We start from the raw sequence: 15,545 nt of genomic DNA, 5'->3' as shown, positions 1-15,545 counted from the left end.
GCCATCAGTTTGTGGAAGATACTCCGGAAACGGCGCAGTTTATAACCCAACCTGAACAGGTATCTGCACTTTAGCAGACTTGCTCAGGGTTGAGCATGCACAGGGATGTGTTTTCATTTTGCTCACTTGCTTTATCCTTAAATCGGTCTAAGATAGAAATATAAGGCAAGTTCAATTTGCCCAAAATCACATAATAAACAAATAACAGGTGCTAAGGATGAAACTGGATTTTCTACCGGCTGTACTTTTAACCCTGCTGTCTAGCACAGTATCTACTTTAACATTTGCCCAGAGTCCGGATTCGACTTACATGATTATGGGCGGGGGATTGCTTCTGGTTTTTGTCCTGGCAATCTATGTGTTTTATGAAATTCGCAGGTCTATTCAACTGCATATCAACAAACCCACTAAATAGTGGGTTTTTACATTTTTAGTGGCTAAATTTGATTGAAAAAGAATATAAAACTGGCTTTTAATGGCTGGGTATCATTTTTCAATTCATCATTACACAGTCAGGGAAAGCAGCATGAAAGCGGTATTTTTAGATTATGAATCGCTAGATCAACATGATCTGGATTTTGGTGCACTGCAAGACGTGTTTGATGAGCTGTTACTTTTCCCAGCGACTAGCCAGGCGCAGCTACTGGAGCGTGTACGAGAGGCAGAGGTCATTATCAGCAATAAGGTGCTGGTCGATGCTGAAACGCTTCAGCAATGTCCACATTTAAAACTGATTTTAATTTCCGCAACCGGTACAAATAATATTGACCTTGTTCAGGCACGTAAACAAGGCATTGTAGTCTGTAACTGTCAGGGTTATGGCACTGCGGCGGTAGCGCAGCATACCTTAAGTTTAATGCTGGCTTTAGCAACCTCCTTACTCAAATACGACCGTGCTGTGAAGCAAGGCGAGTGGAATAAGGCTTCGCAATTCTGTTTGCTGGATTTTCCCATTATTGAGCTGTCAGGCAAAACGCTGGGTATAGTCGGTTATGGTGAATTGGGTCAGGCTGTGGCAAAACTGGCCGAAGCTTTTGGCATGGAGGTTCTGGTTGCATCCTTGCCGAACCGTCCTGCTGATGCAAGTCGCATAGCTTTTGCCGAACTACTGCCGCAAGTCGATTTTTTAACTTTGCATTGTCCCTTAATTGAAGATACCCGTGATTTAATTGATGCCCAAGCCTTCGATGCCATGAAGCCGAGCGCATTTTTAATTAACTGTGCACGAGGTGGAATCGTCAATGAAGCAGCGTTGGCTGATGCTTTACGCCAGGGCAAAATTGCAGGCGCTGCAACCGATGTACTGAGTGTTGAACCACCTAAAGCGGGCAATGTACTGCTGGCAGAGGATATTCCCAACCTGCTTATTACCCCGCATAGCGCATGGGGCAGTGTAGATGCACGGCAACGGATTTTGCAGCAAATGCAGCAGAATGTGCTGGCCTTTCAAGCGGGACAACCGATTCGACAAGTCAATTAGTCTTTCTTCACGTAAAGAAGCCTCTCTGCAAGAGGCTTCATGTTTAGGACTAGCCTGCTTTCTAAGCGGGTCTTATATTGGTTAATCACTTGGGTTCTGTTGTAGCCTGCGCCGCATGTATTTAAGTAACAGGGCTAGGTAACTGCCAATTAATTATTGGTTGAAGACTCACTTAAGGGATAAGAAATAATCGGTGCGGGCTGATCATTTGGACTGCCAATAATATTATCTTTGGTTTCATTTAATTTCTGATTGACCGTGGCTGCTGCGTGTTGCGACTTTTCTTTGGCGATGGCAGATTTTTCAGTGGCAAAATCTTTGGTTCCTTCCCAGGCATTTTCGACTTTCGGTTTAACTTTGGCAATGCCTTTTTGCGCAGCGGTATCCACCTTTTCTACCGTGTTCTGAACCTTTTGCTGGGCTTTATGACCGAGCACTGTAAAGATATTGGGATTATCGCCGTAAGTTGTCGATTGATTTAAGCTGGCAGTACTGGAAGGAATGGCTGTGCTGGTTTGAGCCCAAAGCGGAGTAGACATCAAGATTGCACTGGTTATTAATACCGTTTTCATCATTTTCATTGTGAGTTTTATTCCTGTTTTGTTTTAGCGCGGGCTTCAATTTATTTCAATATGATCTGTTTGATTTTATTCTAAGAGCGAATTAAGAAGAAAACGTGAAATGTGGCTAAATTCATACAGATTCATAACACTTGAGATGAATCCGTAAATCATTAGGCGAGAAAAAAGCCCATCGAGATGAGCTTTTTCACGATATGTGAGATACGAATTTACTCGTCATCCTTATTGAGTATTTCGACAGTCAATCCTGAAGTTATTCGTCCTGAATAAGTGCCCAGCTCTGCATGAGTTTTACCGTTAATATCCATATTGCTTGGATGTGAACCGTGGCCATCCTTGACTGATTGTTCATTATTAGGAGCAAAATTTTCGGTATTTTCTCGAGAGTTTTCACTCGCAGTTCGAGTTTTATTCATACCTTTTTTAACATTATCCACTTTTTCTGCAGTATTTCGGTCACTGTTTTTTGCTTTTACTTCTGAAGGGGCATTAATGTTTGGGTTGGCGAAAAGGGAAGTACAAGCTAAAAGTGCAGTGCTAATCAACATTGTTCTGATTGTTTTCATAGCTCGATTTATCCTTGTATGATAAAACTCGCGTGTTAACCGAGTTATAAGATCATTATTTTAATGGCTTAAATTGAGCAATTTTGAATTGTTGATTAAATTCACACGTTTTAGCAACAGCGAATTAACAATCTGGCGGGAAATGTGAAAATGATTTTTGGCTATTCTTTTTTAGTTTTTGAATTTTAATTTTTTTTTCAAAAAATAAAAATTAGCCTAGATACAAAGTATTGATATGTAACATTTTAAAATAAATACAGATAAACGGTATTTGAATGAAAATAAAACGATTGAAGGGCTTTTATTGAAGGAGGCAAAGAATCACCGAATCCATATTGAATCAGTGATTCTGGATATATGAGCCAGGTATTAGTCACATTGTGCTAAAGCATCTTTATGAAAATGATGACGTAGTGCCAGGAAGTTTTTTTGTACTTCTAGAGCGTTTAGGTCAAATTTATTTGCGGTACTTGTACCATCTTTGGCAAAGGTTGCTGAACCACCTGAAATAAGGGTTAAACCTTTAAATGACCATTGTTCTACCGACTTACCTGCTTCTAGGTTACCGGTAAATTCAATTACACATTTATCAATAAATTTAGTCAGTGTGGCTTTGTTGTTGGCGGTTTCCGGATAGACTTCCAGATTTTGAACTTCTTGTAAGACACCTGTTTCCAGTTGCGGGATTTTAGGTGCAGTTGTACACGCTGTAAGAGCAATACCCGCAAGACCAGTCAAAATAAGCATTTTAAGTTTCATGTGATTCTTTCTTGTTGAGTGTTGTTAGTTTGAGTATAGGGAATTGGGCGGAAATTGACTATAGGTTTTATCTAAGCTTTAGCTCTGCTAAAAAGCAGAAAACGAGTAAGGAAATGATGTCTCCTATTATGATTATTTTTTGAAAATGAAGGTATAGATTTAAAAAGCCTATACCTTTTAATCATGGTAAAAGTTTCTAACTGCTGAGCTCTAAACTTTCTTGATTTAATTTGTTATAGATTTCTCTACATTTATTTAAGTTTTTAAATAAAGTTGAAGCATAATTTTCTTTATAGTCACTAGTGATAATAGAGAAAAGTTTATTAACTAGCTCATTGAGCTCTCTCTCTAGTGTAATAACTTCAGAACCTTCTTTAATTTCCCTTCTAAATTTTTGGAAAATACAGTAAAGAATAAACCTATTACCATGAACAAGGATTAATTCATGTTCTTTGGGGATGGAAATTTTTAGTTTTTCAATTATCTGGTCTACATTTCTTAATAAGCTAACTGCATTAGCTAGCTCTTTCGAATTCGTACCTTTATTGAATAAAATTGTATATGGTTCTTTCTTTATATCATCCCAAAGTTTACTGATTTCACGCTTTGCTTGTACAACGAATTGGATATCCGTTTGATATGCACTTAAAGCAATTGTTGCATCTGTTAAATCAAATGTCTGTTCAGAGACGTGAGCTGCTGTTTCACCTGATTTGTAAATATAATCGATTTTATCCAGCTCTAGCTCCTCTTTGATCCTCTTTTGGTTTGGATCTAACGAAACGAAGTCTCTTTTTTCTATTCTGTTTTGAGTGTTATTCGCTTTTGTGATATCGCTTGATAGTTGTAAATCTTGATCAGTTTTAATAATTCGAATGTGAACTTTAACCTTATCTAACTTTTCAATATTATCGCGAATAGAGGCTAAGCTTCCTACCGTCTGTGCACCATTAACTACTTTAATACCCTTACACTCAAAGATACCACTTTCCTTGGAATTACCACCTAAAGGTTTTTTTTCAATATCGTGAGCGAGTACAGTAATACCATTATTGTAGTACCAAAATTTTTCCGGCTCATCTTCGATAGTTGTACGTATACTTTGATTAATTTCTGTTTGTCCTAAGAAACTTCTAATATTTGGCGAGAATAAATTTAAATTGAATTTTCTATACCAATCCACTAAATCTAACCCAGAGATCTGACCATAAATTGAAAAATAAGGTTCTTCAATTGAATTCCAATTATAAAGTTGTACATCAGTCGAAATATCTTGTTGATTTGCACCACTTCTAATGTATTGATGCACTTGAGATAGATTTATATTATTAAAAAAGAAAATTTCTGATAAATCATTATTTTCATTGAGAAAAATTTCGATCGTTTCTGAACAATGTGAAGATATTTCATCTTTACCAGAGTAAATAACGAGTAAGTGAAACTTTGTTTGTGCTTGCAGCAGTAAATCATTAATCTCTTTACTTCTTTTCTTTATTTTCTCATTAAAATTGTCAAATTTACCATTAATAATAGTCTCAATTCCTTTTTTAAACTTGAGAATATCTCCATCTGAGATGCTACCTTTCCCAGAATGGTGGAATTTAGATTGAACAAAGTAAAGAGTCTTAGTTAGATCTGAATAATAAATAGCATCTATTCCATTATCATTGAAACCATCAGTGATACTGTTTGCAGCTATTTCGAAAGAAATATCTTCATGCATTTTTATAGCTAATGCAGCTAAAGCTCGGCTATATAAGGCTGACTCAACATCTGTTGATGATTTTCCTAAATAATCGGACATATCAATCAAACTAGAAATATTTTCATCAAGAAATTTTTGAATTTGTTTAACTTGTAAAGACATAATTATAGATACTAAAAAACCCCACTCATTTATAGCGGGGTTTTCTTTAACTTACAAGAAGTTATGGCTTAGTGCTGTAATACCGAAATATCAGCCACTTTAGTAAACAAGCCACGTAACTGAGCAAGCATACGTAAACGGTTTGCTTTCAGGTCAGCATCATCTGCCATCACCATTACACCGTCAAAGAAAGCATCGACTGGCGCACGAAGCGCAGCTAAAGCAGACAATGCAGCAGTGTAGTCTTTAGCAGCAAACAATGGCTCAACCACTGGCGTGATTTTCGCAAGTTCAGCGAACAATGCTTTTTCAGCATCTTCCACCAGATTCGCTTCAACGACGCTTCCTTCAGGCTCTGCTTCTTTAGCTAGAATGTTGGCAACACGTTTATTTGCAGCTGCAAGTGCAGCAGCTTCAGGCAATGCACGGAAATGGTTTACCGCATTTACACGCTTGTCAAAATCAAGTGGAGATTTTGGCGACAATGCCTGAACTGCTTGAATCACATCAACTGCAACGCCTTGGTCTTCGTATTTCGCACGGTAACGACCTTCCAGGAATGCAACAGCATCTGCCAAAGTCTTGTCGTGATCTTTCAGAACATCGCCATACGCAGCCAAAGCAAGTTTGATCAGGTCTTCAATTGACACATCAAGCTCATTTTCAGTCACAAGACGTAGAATACCAATCGCAGAACGACGCAGTGCAAACGGGTCTTTAGAACCAGTAGGCGCTTGACCGATCCCGAAAATACCGGTCAATGTATCTAAACGGTCTGCAAGGGCAATCGTAGTACCTGTTTTGGTTTTCGGTAAAACATCGCCTGCGAACTTCGGTAAGTATTGCTCACCTAAAGACTCAGCTACTTCGTCATTTTCGCCTTCAATGCGTGCATAGTAAGTACCCGCGATCCCTTGAAGTTCAGGGAATTCACCTACTAACTCAGAGGTTAAGTCGCATTTTGCAAGAAGGGCAGCTTTTTCAGCATCAGCAGGGTTTGCACCAGTAATAGGCGCAAGTGCAACGGCCAATTTCGCAATACGTGTCGATTTGTCCCAAAGCGTACCCAATTCAGCTTGGAACACCATGTTTGCAAGTTTCTCTTTACGTGATGCAAGCGGTTGCTTCTGATCTTGCAAGAAGAAGAATTCAGCATCTGACAAACGTGGACGAACAACTTTTTCGTTACCTTCAATAATTTGTGTCGGGTCTTTCGACTCAATGTTCGACACAGTAATGAAGTACGGTTGAAGTTTATTGTCAGCATTCACTAAGCAGAAGTACTTTTGGTTGTCCTGCATGGTGGTGATCAATGCTTCTTGAGGAACAGCAAGGAAGCGTTCTTCGAAGCTTGCACGAAGCGCAACAGGCCATTCAACGAGTGCAGTCACTTCATCACGAAGATCCGCAGGCACGATTGCAATGGCATTGACTTCATCAGCAAGTGCTTTCACTTGACCATCAATGATCGCTTGACGCTCTTCAAAAGATGCAACAACGTAAGCTGCTTTTAACTTCGCTAAGTATTCGTCAGCGTGCGTTAACGTAATCGCTTCAGGTGCATGGAAACGGTGACCGAATGTCACGTTACTTGCTTTGTGATCTTGAATCGTTGCATCAACCACATCGTTGTCTTTCAACAACACAACCCATTTTACCGGACGCACGAATTCAGTACGGCTTGCCGCAGAACGCATACGTTTTGCGATTGGAAGATTGTCCAAGGCATTTTGTAAAATTTGTGGCAGTAAAACGTCAAGGCTTTGACCTTTAACGTCTTTCAAGTAGCACACTTTTTCAACTTTACCTGCTTGGAAAGTTGAGATTTGATCAACCGTGATGCCTTGACCACGCATAAAGCCTTCAAGTGCTTTGGTTGGGTTACCTTCAGCATCAAAGGCTGCTTGTTTAGCAGGGCCATCAAAACGTTTTTGTGTATCTGCTTGCGCAGCATCAACGTTGACGATTTTAAGTGCAAGACGACGTGGTGCTGCGTACGCTTCGATTGCATCAAAAGCCAGACCAGCATCTTTTAAGCCTTTAACCGTTTCTGCATGGAGTGCATCACGTAATTTTTTTAAGCTTTTTGGTGGAAGTTCTTCACAACCCAATTCGAACAAAACGGTATGTTTAGACATTATTTGCTCTCCTTGTTTGCTTCTTTCGCTTCTGCTTCAACTTGCGCTTTTAATTGTGCCAACACTTCATCACGTAATGCAGGTTCAGCCATTGGGAAACCAAGTTCCGCACGTGCTGCTACATAGCTGGTCGCAATAGAACGTGCCAAGGTACGTACACGTAAAATGTAACGTTGACGTTCAGTCACCGAAATCGCGCCACGCGCATCTAATAAGTTGAAGCTGTGTGATGCTTTCACGACTTGCTCATATGCAGGAAGTGGAAGTTTCGCTTCGATCAAACGCGTTGCTTCAGCTTCATAGAAATCGAACAATTCAAACATTTTTTCAACGTTGGCATATTCGAAGTTATAGGTTGATTGTTCCACTTCATTTTGATGGAATACATCGCCATAAGTTACTGTACCGAACTGACCTTTGGTCCAAACCAGATCGTAAACCGAATCTACATCCTGCAAGTACATGGCAAGACGTTCAAGACCGTAAGTAATTTCGCCGGTGACTGGGTAGCATTCCACACCACCGACTTGCTGGAAGTAAGTGAATTGCGTCACTTCCATACCGTTCAGCCAAACTTCCCAACCTAAGCCCCAAGCGCCCAGTGTTGGCGATTCCCAGTTATCTTCCACGAAACGGATGTCGTGAGTCAGGGTATCAATACCAATGGCTTTTAAAGAGTCGAGGTAAAGCTGCTGGATATTGTCCGGGTTTGGTTTCAGCACCACCTGGAACTGGTAGTAGTGTTGCAGACGGTTCGGGTTTTCACCATAACGGCCATCTTTGGGACGGCGCGATGGTTGAACGTAAGCGGCATTCCAGGTTTCAGGCCCTAGTGCGCGTAGGAAAGTCGCAGTGTGGAATGTCCCTGCACCCATTTCCATATCATAAGGTTGCAAAATGACGCAGCCTTGCTCCGCCCAGTAAGTTTGTAAGGCAAGAATTAAGCCTTGGAAGGTATCAATATGCGATATGGCGCGACTCATGGTCATCCACTTAAAATTAGAGAAAAATTGTGCTCAATTATAAGGACTTTGCAGGGGAGTGGCAAAGGGTTAATGTACGGATACTTTTTTGAAAAAAATAAAACAGGCTTAAACCATACGCAGCATTTAGAGGCTTACTGCGATTTTGGCTTTGCTGGTCGATATAGGCTGATCTGAAAATCAGGCATAAATCAGATGGATGACCTGCTGTTAACCGGAGAATCATAAAGCTCAACGGATCTCATACGATTGTGACCCTAAAATTAATTTAATATTCACGCAATATAATAATGCTTAAAAATAAGGAACTTCATGACCACTTACCAAATTCAATGCCATTTAAAATACAAGGTCGTGCAACCGACAGAATTTATTTTTATGCTTCAGGCGGCGCATCATCCCGACCAGCAGATTCTCGAAGAACACCTGAGCTTTAATCTGCCGGTGGCATGGCATGAATTTCAGGATGCTCAGCATCAAAACCGTCATGTTCGGCTACAGGTCGAATCCTGTGAGGTTTTTGAAGTGAATTATATTGCGACAGTAGCTCGGCAACCGGGGATCTCTCTTGAGCCGCAGCAAGATCTGAATGAAGTGGCAATTCCTGAGTTACCCGATGAAGTACTGCCTCATTTGCTGGCCAGCCGTTATTGCAATTCGGATTTATTGCTTGAAATGGCAAAACGTTCGTTTGGCTGGATGACACCGGGTTATACGCGGGTCAAAGCAATTGAGCAGTGGATCTATAACAACATTTTTTATGCTTCTGGCAGTTCTGACCAGTCTACTACCGCTACAGATGTCCTGATACATCGCGCAGGCGTATGCCGTGACTTCGCCCATTTGGGCATTGCATTGTGCCGTGCCTTGGGAATTCCGGCCCGTATGGTGGTTGGCTATGTAGAAATTGAAAAGTTTTCACCTGATTTTCATGCCATTTTTGAAGCCTATCTAGACGGTGGATGGGTGCAGTTTGATCCGACCCGTTTGGCTCCGGTCGAAAATCTCATTCGGATCGGCACAGGCGTCGATGCCGGCGATGTCGCATTTTCAACCTATTATGGTCAGGTCGAACTGTTAAAAATCCAGCCACTGATTCAACCTGAAATGAGTAATTAGGCTGTTTTAAAAAATTTGAACAACTATTTAAGCAGAAGGGTAAAAGGATTTTTCCATGCAAATGGCTACCGGTGATGAAGCGATTATTCTATAAAAAACAGAATGAATGTTTTTAACTTGAGTGAAATATTGTTTTAAAAAGCATAGATTCGCGAATGGTGTAAAGATGTAAAACCCAGATGCCTTTCCTCTGGCTTGGTTCTATAATGCACAAAATTTGCAAACAATAAGATCAGGCGCACTGTGTTTCACTCCCATCTCGACTGGCTCAATACCCTAAAACCCAATTTCAAGGTTCTTCCCCTCAAAGACCGTCTATGGTGCGGTCTGGGTGCATTACTTGGACTGGCACTTTCATCTTTAATTAGCTGGTGGGTGCTGGGTGATATCAATGCCTGGTATATCGCCCCGATGGGCGCATCTTCCGTATTGTTGTTTGCCGTGCCTGCCAGCCCCTTGGCCCAGCCGTGGAATATGGTGGTGGGAAATAGCATCGCCGGAATTATTGGGGTGACCTGCGCCATGTATATTCCCAATCTGACTGAAGCTTTTAGTGTTGCGGTTGGCCTATCTATTGTCTTGATGATGACCACAGATTCCTTGCATCCACCGAGTGGAGCCGTGGCTATTACCGCGGTTTTGGGGGGAGAAGCAGTACATGAGCTGGGATATCACTTTATTTTTTATCCGGTTTTATTAAATTCTATGTTGCTGCTGGTGATTGCGGTTGTGTTTAACCGCTTGTTAGGAAAGCAATATCCGCAGGTTGCCCAGATCAACCAGCGTTCTAAAGACCCGACACCAACCCAAAAAGTCACCATTCAACCACAGGATATTCAGGCAACCTTGGATCAGCAGACCGAGCTTTTGGATATTAGTGAATATGACCTGCAAAAAATTATCCTGGCAGCCCAAGAAAAAGCCAATGCCCGGGCTGTGAGTCAGTTTAAATGTCAGGACATCATGACTAAAGATGTTCTAAGCCTAAATGAAAATGACGATATTCATTCGGCTTTGGATAAATTCAAACATGTGAATTTAATGAGTCTGCCGGTGATTAATGCCCAGCAGCAACTGGTTGGCACACTGGCTTTATACGAAGTGGTGGAATGGTTTAAGCGTGCAACGGATTTAAGAACCACATGGCAGCGCCAAGTGAAAGATATTATGGTTCGACAGGTAGTAACGGTAAAACCGGAGCAACCGATTCAGGATCTGGTGCCGTATTTTGTCGAGCGCTCATTTAACTATATTCCCGTGGTGGAAAAACAGAAAATGGTGGGCATTATTAGTCGTGCCGATATGATTGCGGCCTTAAATCAGCAGTTAAATGCAGCTGCATAAGACAAAAATACAGTTAAAAAAAAGCTACGACTGATTGGGGTAGAAGTCGTAGCATAAAACGCACTCATCAAATTTAATCAGATATTAGCGATTTTGATCCGTATTTACCGTGCGAATTGGGTTGCTATAGGTCTGTGCCTGACCAAACATACTATTTTGCTGTTTTGGAATCACCAGCCATAAAATTAAATAAACTAAAATCCCCGGGAATGCTGCACTCATGACAGACACAAGGACGAAAATAATGCGTAATAAAGTCACATTCCAACCAAAACGTTCAGCAATACCCCCCATTACACCGGCAATCATGTTCTGGCGCTTAGAGCGATATAAACCAACATTGGCCATTTAGGTCTCCTTAAATGAGAAATTAAAAGTTAAAACAACATACTCATAGTAAAGAAATGGAGCTATAGCTAGGTTTTTTAAAGTGGCGATTCATAAAAAATAGTTAACTTATGTAAATATGGAGGGCTGATCCTCATATCGTGATTTAAGTTGTATTTTGTTTAAATCAGTTGATTTATATCAATAAGAACTAATAAAATCTTGTTTACTATGTAGAATTATTAAATGAAAAGTCATGTTTCAGTATTTATGTTTTACATGGGTAAATACGGCAATGGATAGCCAAAAAAATTGAGGTTTCAGGAGGAAAAGGGTGTTTCAAAAAACGGATTATTGCGGATTTTTCTTTTTAATTATTAGCACAGCTCTGGTAGGTTGTCATAAACCTTTGGAAGATTCAGTAGCTCAGCAAGTCAAAACAGAAACGCCAGCTGAGCATAATGAGTCGGCCAAAAGTCTGACCGAAGTTGCCGGAAAAGCGACTGTTCCTGTAGAAAAAACTCAACCAGTGCTTAAAAATACCATACCGCAAAATGCCAAAGCCTATATCGGACGTTACCAATGCACCATTAGCTGCAAAGATCCTTTTGCGAACTGCGATCAAGGCACAAGCGACTATGTGATCAATTTATTGGCTGATGGTAGTGCGCACCGTACCATGATCCATCTGGGGCAGATTACCTTTGCTTCAAATTTCCATTACCGGCAAGATCGCTGGGCTTATGATGCCGAGCATCATCAGGTGGTTGTGTATCGTTCAAACGGGGTGAAGTTTTTCTATGATATTGATCAGAATAAAAACCTGGTTATGGATTTGGAAAAGATTGCCCATGCTTCTGAACGAAACCAGCAGTATTTTAATGCGGGTAATCCGCTGCCCCAACAGGCTTATCGTTTGCTCAAAGAGAAAGTCAGTTAAATAGAGATTCTAGTTAAGTTTAAAGAATTGATAAATCAAAGGATAAAAATACTCCAAATGTGGAGTATTTTTATTTTATAAAAGCATCAATATAAGATGAATAATAAAACAATTTGGTGGGTTGTGAGGGGCTCGAACCCTCGACCAATAGATTAAGAGTCTACTGCTCTACCAACTGAGCTAACAACCCTAAACAAGGATTAGTGAACTTAAAGCATCGCTTTAAGAATTCACCCGAGTGCAAAAAAATCTATGATTTTAAAGGCGCATTAGAGCACCGTAATTTGCAACATCGGTATAGCAAAATTTCGAGAATGGCGAATCCACCGAAACGATGTGGTTTGTCTTGGTCGGAATATTGCAGGTTTCGTTTCTATTGTAGTACAGAAAGAAGCCCTAAGAAAGAATGGTGGGTCGTCCGCGATTCGAACGCGGGACCAACGGATTAAAAGTCCGCTGCTCTACCAGCTGAGCTAACGACCCATTCAGAAAGAGTGCTTTAAAAGCTAGAAAAGCTTCATGTTAGAAGCTTTTAAAAGATGGTGGGTCGTCCGCGATTCGAACGCGGGACCAACGGATTAAAAGTCCGCTGCTCTACCAGCTGAGCTAACGACCCATCTCTAGGTTGATCAAAATAAGTGGTGGGTCGTCCGCGATTCGAACGCGGGACCAACGGATTAAAAGTCCGCTGCTCTACCAGCTGAGCTAACGACCCTGAACAACATTCAGCGCTTGTCTGAATGTGCAGTGCAAGAAAATAAAGAGTTTCCTCAACACCACTTCGTTTGATGGAGCGTATTGTAGCAAGATATCAAACGAGCGCAAGTAAAAATTAGCAAACTTGTTGATGTTTGATTATAAATACAACAAATTTGCCTGATCTCGTGAAAAAACAGCTGTTCTGCCATTAGAACCGGTATTGATAAGCTTGAATATTGTTGAATATTTCCGCAGTTAAATCACAATATTCAGTCGCATTCGGTAGTAATACCAGCAAGCGTTCATCGGTCTTGTTGGGATCAAATGCCTGTTCTTTGAGCTTATTCTTTTGATATTTAAACGTACCCGTAGTTTCGACTTGAGCCTGGACACGCAAAAATACCGGAACAGCATAAGCCGGCAAACATTTTTTAAACTCGGTTGCCATTTGCTTTAAATCTTGAGTGGTTAATTCAGCCCCAGGATCCAAGGTAATGGCTGCCATGCCGGCACGGCCATTGGTATTGGGAATTTCAACACCATAAACCACTGCTTCAGCAATTTTTTCATATTCACTGACCACATTTTCCACTTCGGTGGTAGAAACATTTTCGCCTTTCCAGCGGAAAGTATCCCCCAGGCGGTCTACAAACTGGGCATGACGGAAACCAATATCGCGTACCAGATCACCGGTATTAAAGAAGGCATCTCCATGTTTAAACACATCTTTCATGATCACAGATTTGTTTTTTTCCGGATCGGTATAACCATCAAAAGGTGAACGACGGGTAATTTTACCTACCAGTAAGCCAATTTCGCCTTTTTTGACTTTTTTACACCAGCCTTTGGCATCTTTTACCGGTTGATTGGTTTCTTTGTCAAATTCGATAATCGCATAAGGCGTAGGCGAGAAGCCCACGGTGTTGTCAAAGTTAAACACATTGCTGAAACCGACATTACCTTCACTGGAAGCATATAACTCCAAAATTTCTTCTATGCCAAAACGTTCCTTAAACTTGTCCCAGATATTCGGGCGCATGCCATTGCCGATCATCTTTTTGACACGGTGGCCTTTTTCCAGTTCAGACGGTGGTGCATCTATCAGGTAACGGCAGAGTTCGCCGACATAACCAATCGCGGAAGCATCAAATTTTTTGACATCTTTCCAGAAAGCAGAGGTTGAGTATTTGCGACGTAAAGCGAAGGTTGCGCTGCTGGCAATCACCCCGCACCAGCACACCACAATACCGGTGGCATGGTACAGCGGCAGGGTACAGTACATTACGTCATCTGGTTTTAGATCCAGCACATGACCATAGGTGCCATAAGCCAAAGTCCAGCGGCTATGGGTAAAGATAACCGCTTTGGGTAAACCGGTCGTGCCTGAGGTATAGATGTAAAATAAGCCATCTTTACCTTGAATTGTGTGAGTGGTCGGAGTGTTGAATTTCGGAAATTGATCAATTTTTTCTGCCAGATTCGCCCAGTCTTGCGGTGCTTTGCCCGCATCTATTTGCGTGGCTTGATCGGCAAACCAGTGAAAACGGTCTGCGGCAAGTTCTAAATCCTGGCAGACTTCTTCGACAGCGTTACGGCATTCTTCACCGACAATGACGGCAAACGGTTTAACCAGATTGATGCTATGAGTCAGCGCTTTACCAGTTTGTGAGGTATTAACTAAAGCCGAGGTAACACCAATTTTTGCCAGTGCGATAACAGTGGCAATCAGTTCCGGACGGTTTTCGACCATCACCGCAATCACATCGCCTTTTTGAGCACCAAGAGATAAATAAAAATGTCCAATCTGGTTGGCCCATTCATTCAGTTCCTGATAACTGAATTTCTGGTCTTCGAATAATAAAGCCATGCCGTGAGGATTGCGTTTTACTGCTTTTTCAAAAGCAATTCCTAAGCCTGCAGGCGTATTGGAGGTGCGCAAATAGGCTTGTTTGAGACCACTCAATAAATGAGGGACTTTGCTTATAAATTTGGGTAATTTTGCCGCGACATCTGTAATACCAATAAGATCGCTCGGTGTAGTGTGATTCATATCAATCCTATTTATTTTTCGTAATCCAATACAGTCTATTTGTTCGCAATACGCTTGCTGTCATTTCTACATACGTCTTTTAATCGTTTCAATCTAGTGCAATCAACCTAATCCGACAAAAATAACAAAAAAAACCTAGTCACCGGAATGACTAGGTTTTTTTATTTCGCTGCACTAGAGCTAATTAGAGAACTAATTATGACTCATTTGCAGGCGTTGCTTTCTTTGGTGGACGACCACGAGGACGACGAGGGCGGACAGGTTTGTCTCCTTCTTCACCTTCGGTTTTTTCAGCTTCAGCTTCAGCTTTTGGCTCCACCTCAGTTGGTGTGTCCTGGGCAGCTTCTTCCACCAATTCAGCTGTTGCAGCTTCAGCAGCCTGCTCAGTTTCTACTGTAGCGGTTTCTGTTTCTACCACAGATTCCACAACCGCTTCAGTGACAGGTTCAACCGCTTCGGCTGTTACTGTTTCTACTTCTGCTGGTGCAGGAGTAGCTTCAGCTGGAGCAGTTTCAGGTTCGCTATGCGCCTGCTTCGCTTGCTCTAAAGCTTGCTCTGCAGCCTGCTTGGCTAAACGGCGGCGTTCACGCGGATCATTCGCCACACGCTTGTCAGACACTGCTTTTGGCGGAGTTAAGTCAAGCACAGGAGCAGGTTCTGCTTCAGGTGCTGCTTTGGTTACCGCCACATCA

Annotated in this window: 13 protein-coding genes, 4 tRNA genes and 1 pseudogene; 5 read left to right on the top strand and 13 right to left on the bottom strand. The window is 41.5% G+C overall.

Features of this window, described 5'->3' with window-relative positions:
- Nucleotides 1-217 precede the first annotated feature (217 nt).
- Nucleotides 218-415: a hypothetical protein gene (locus tag B2Y23_RS10385; protein WP_086198476.1), complete on the top strand. Its 198-nt coding sequence runs from the start codon at nucleotides 218-220 to the stop codon at nucleotides 413-415.
- A gap of 111 nt (nucleotides 416-526) precedes the next feature.
- On the top strand, nucleotides 527-1,480 hold the full coding sequence (locus B2Y23_RS10380; RefSeq protein ID WP_291355631.1) for a 2-hydroxyacid dehydrogenase: 954 nt from the start codon (nucleotides 527-529) through the stop codon (nucleotides 1,478-1,480).
- A 149-nt stretch (nucleotides 1,481-1,629) separates the two neighbouring features.
- On the opposite strand, the gene B2Y23_RS10375 is transcribed toward B2Y23_RS10380, so the two are convergent.
- The 6 genes from B2Y23_RS10375 to glyQ form a co-directional block, all read right to left on the bottom strand.
- On the bottom strand, nucleotides 1,630-2,061 hold the full coding sequence (locus tag B2Y23_RS10375) for a hypothetical protein (RefSeq protein WP_291355629.1): 432 nt from the start codon (nucleotides 2,059-2,061) through the stop codon (nucleotides 1,630-1,632).
- A 209-nt stretch (nucleotides 2,062-2,270) separates the two neighbouring features.
- Nucleotides 2,271-2,627, bottom strand: coding sequence for a hypothetical protein (locus tag B2Y23_RS10370; RefSeq protein ID WP_291355627.1), 357 nt, complete (start codon nucleotides 2,625-2,627; stop codon nucleotides 2,271-2,273).
- 369 nt (nucleotides 2,628-2,996) lie between these two features.
- Nucleotides 2,997-3,386, bottom strand: a complete 390-nt coding sequence (locus B2Y23_RS10365) for a hypothetical protein (protein WP_291370687.1) — start codon at nucleotides 3,384-3,386, stop codon at nucleotides 2,997-2,999.
- 196 nt (nucleotides 3,387-3,582) lie between these two features.
- Complete coding sequence (locus tag B2Y23_RS10360) at nucleotides 3,583-5,253, bottom strand: AIPR family protein (protein WP_291370685.1); 1,671 nt, start codon at nucleotides 5,251-5,253, stop codon at nucleotides 3,583-3,585.
- Between the two features lie 68 nt (nucleotides 5,254-5,321).
- Nucleotides 5,322-7,391, bottom strand: a complete 2,070-nt coding sequence (gene glyS, locus B2Y23_RS10355) for a glycine--tRNA ligase subunit beta (protein ID WP_291370682.1) — start codon at nucleotides 7,389-7,391, stop codon at nucleotides 5,322-5,324.
- Nucleotides 7,391-8,374, bottom strand: coding sequence for a glycine--tRNA ligase subunit alpha (glyQ, locus tag B2Y23_RS10350; RefSeq protein ID WP_291370680.1), 984 nt, complete (start codon nucleotides 8,372-8,374; stop codon nucleotides 7,391-7,393). The genes glyS and glyQ overlap by 1 nt, the downstream gene beginning before the upstream one ends.
- A gap of 312 nt (nucleotides 8,375-8,686) precedes the next feature.
- Here glyQ and B2Y23_RS10345 point away from each other — a divergent pair, with 312 nt between their 5' ends.
- Nucleotides 8,687-9,493 (top strand): transglutaminase-like domain-containing protein, encoded by an 807-nt coding sequence (locus tag B2Y23_RS10345; RefSeq protein ID WP_291370678.1) that lies wholly within the window; start codon nucleotides 8,687-8,689, stop codon nucleotides 9,491-9,493.
- Between the two features lie 243 nt (nucleotides 9,494-9,736).
- Nucleotides 9,737-10,837 (top strand): HPP family protein, encoded by a 1,101-nt coding sequence (locus B2Y23_RS10340; RefSeq protein WP_291370677.1) that lies wholly within the window; start codon nucleotides 9,737-9,739, stop codon nucleotides 10,835-10,837.
- 84 nt (nucleotides 10,838-10,921) lie between these two features.
- Here the strand turns inward: B2Y23_RS10340 and B2Y23_RS10335 are convergent, their stop codons facing one another.
- On the bottom strand, nucleotides 10,922-11,185 hold the full coding sequence (locus tag B2Y23_RS10335; protein ID WP_291370675.1) for a PspC domain-containing protein: 264 nt from the start codon (nucleotides 11,183-11,185) through the stop codon (nucleotides 10,922-10,924).
- 313 nt (nucleotides 11,186-11,498) lie between these two features.
- Here B2Y23_RS10335 and B2Y23_RS10330 point away from each other — a divergent pair, with 313 nt between their 5' ends.
- Nucleotides 11,499-12,104, top strand: a complete 606-nt coding sequence (locus tag B2Y23_RS10330; RefSeq protein WP_291355609.1) for a hypothetical protein — start codon at nucleotides 11,499-11,501, stop codon at nucleotides 12,102-12,104.
- A 114-nt stretch (nucleotides 12,105-12,218) separates the two neighbouring features.
- Here B2Y23_RS10330 and B2Y23_RS10325 read toward each other — a convergent pair.
- The 6 genes and pseudogenes from B2Y23_RS10325 to B2Y23_RS10300 form a co-directional block, all read right to left on the bottom strand.
- Nucleotides 12,219-12,294: transfer RNA gene (locus tag B2Y23_RS10325), tRNA-Lys, on the bottom strand.
- Between the two features lie 217 nt (nucleotides 12,295-12,511).
- A tRNA-Lys gene (locus B2Y23_RS10320) sits at nucleotides 12,512-12,587 on the bottom strand.
- 57 nt (nucleotides 12,588-12,644) lie between these two features.
- Nucleotides 12,645-12,720: transfer RNA gene (locus tag B2Y23_RS10315), tRNA-Lys, on the bottom strand.
- 23 nt (nucleotides 12,721-12,743) lie between these two features.
- A tRNA-Lys gene (locus B2Y23_RS10310) sits at nucleotides 12,744-12,819 on the bottom strand.
- Between the two features lie 192 nt (nucleotides 12,820-13,011).
- Nucleotides 13,012-14,853 (bottom strand): long-chain-acyl-CoA synthetase, encoded by a 1,842-nt coding sequence (locus B2Y23_RS10305; protein ID WP_291355607.1) that lies wholly within the window; start codon nucleotides 14,851-14,853, stop codon nucleotides 13,012-13,014.
- Nucleotides 14,854-15,049: 196 nt separating this feature from the next.
- Nucleotides 15,050-15,545 (bottom strand): annotated as a pseudogene (locus B2Y23_RS10300) (ribonuclease E/G); the annotation flags it as partial.

The organism is Acinetobacter sp. UBA5934, from assembly GCF_002430855.1.
Lineage (GTDB): Bacteria > Pseudomonadota > Gammaproteobacteria > Pseudomonadales > Moraxellaceae > Acinetobacter.
The sequence above is the reverse complement of the archived record's forward strand: the minus strand, read 5'-3'. Positions and strand labels throughout refer to the sequence as shown.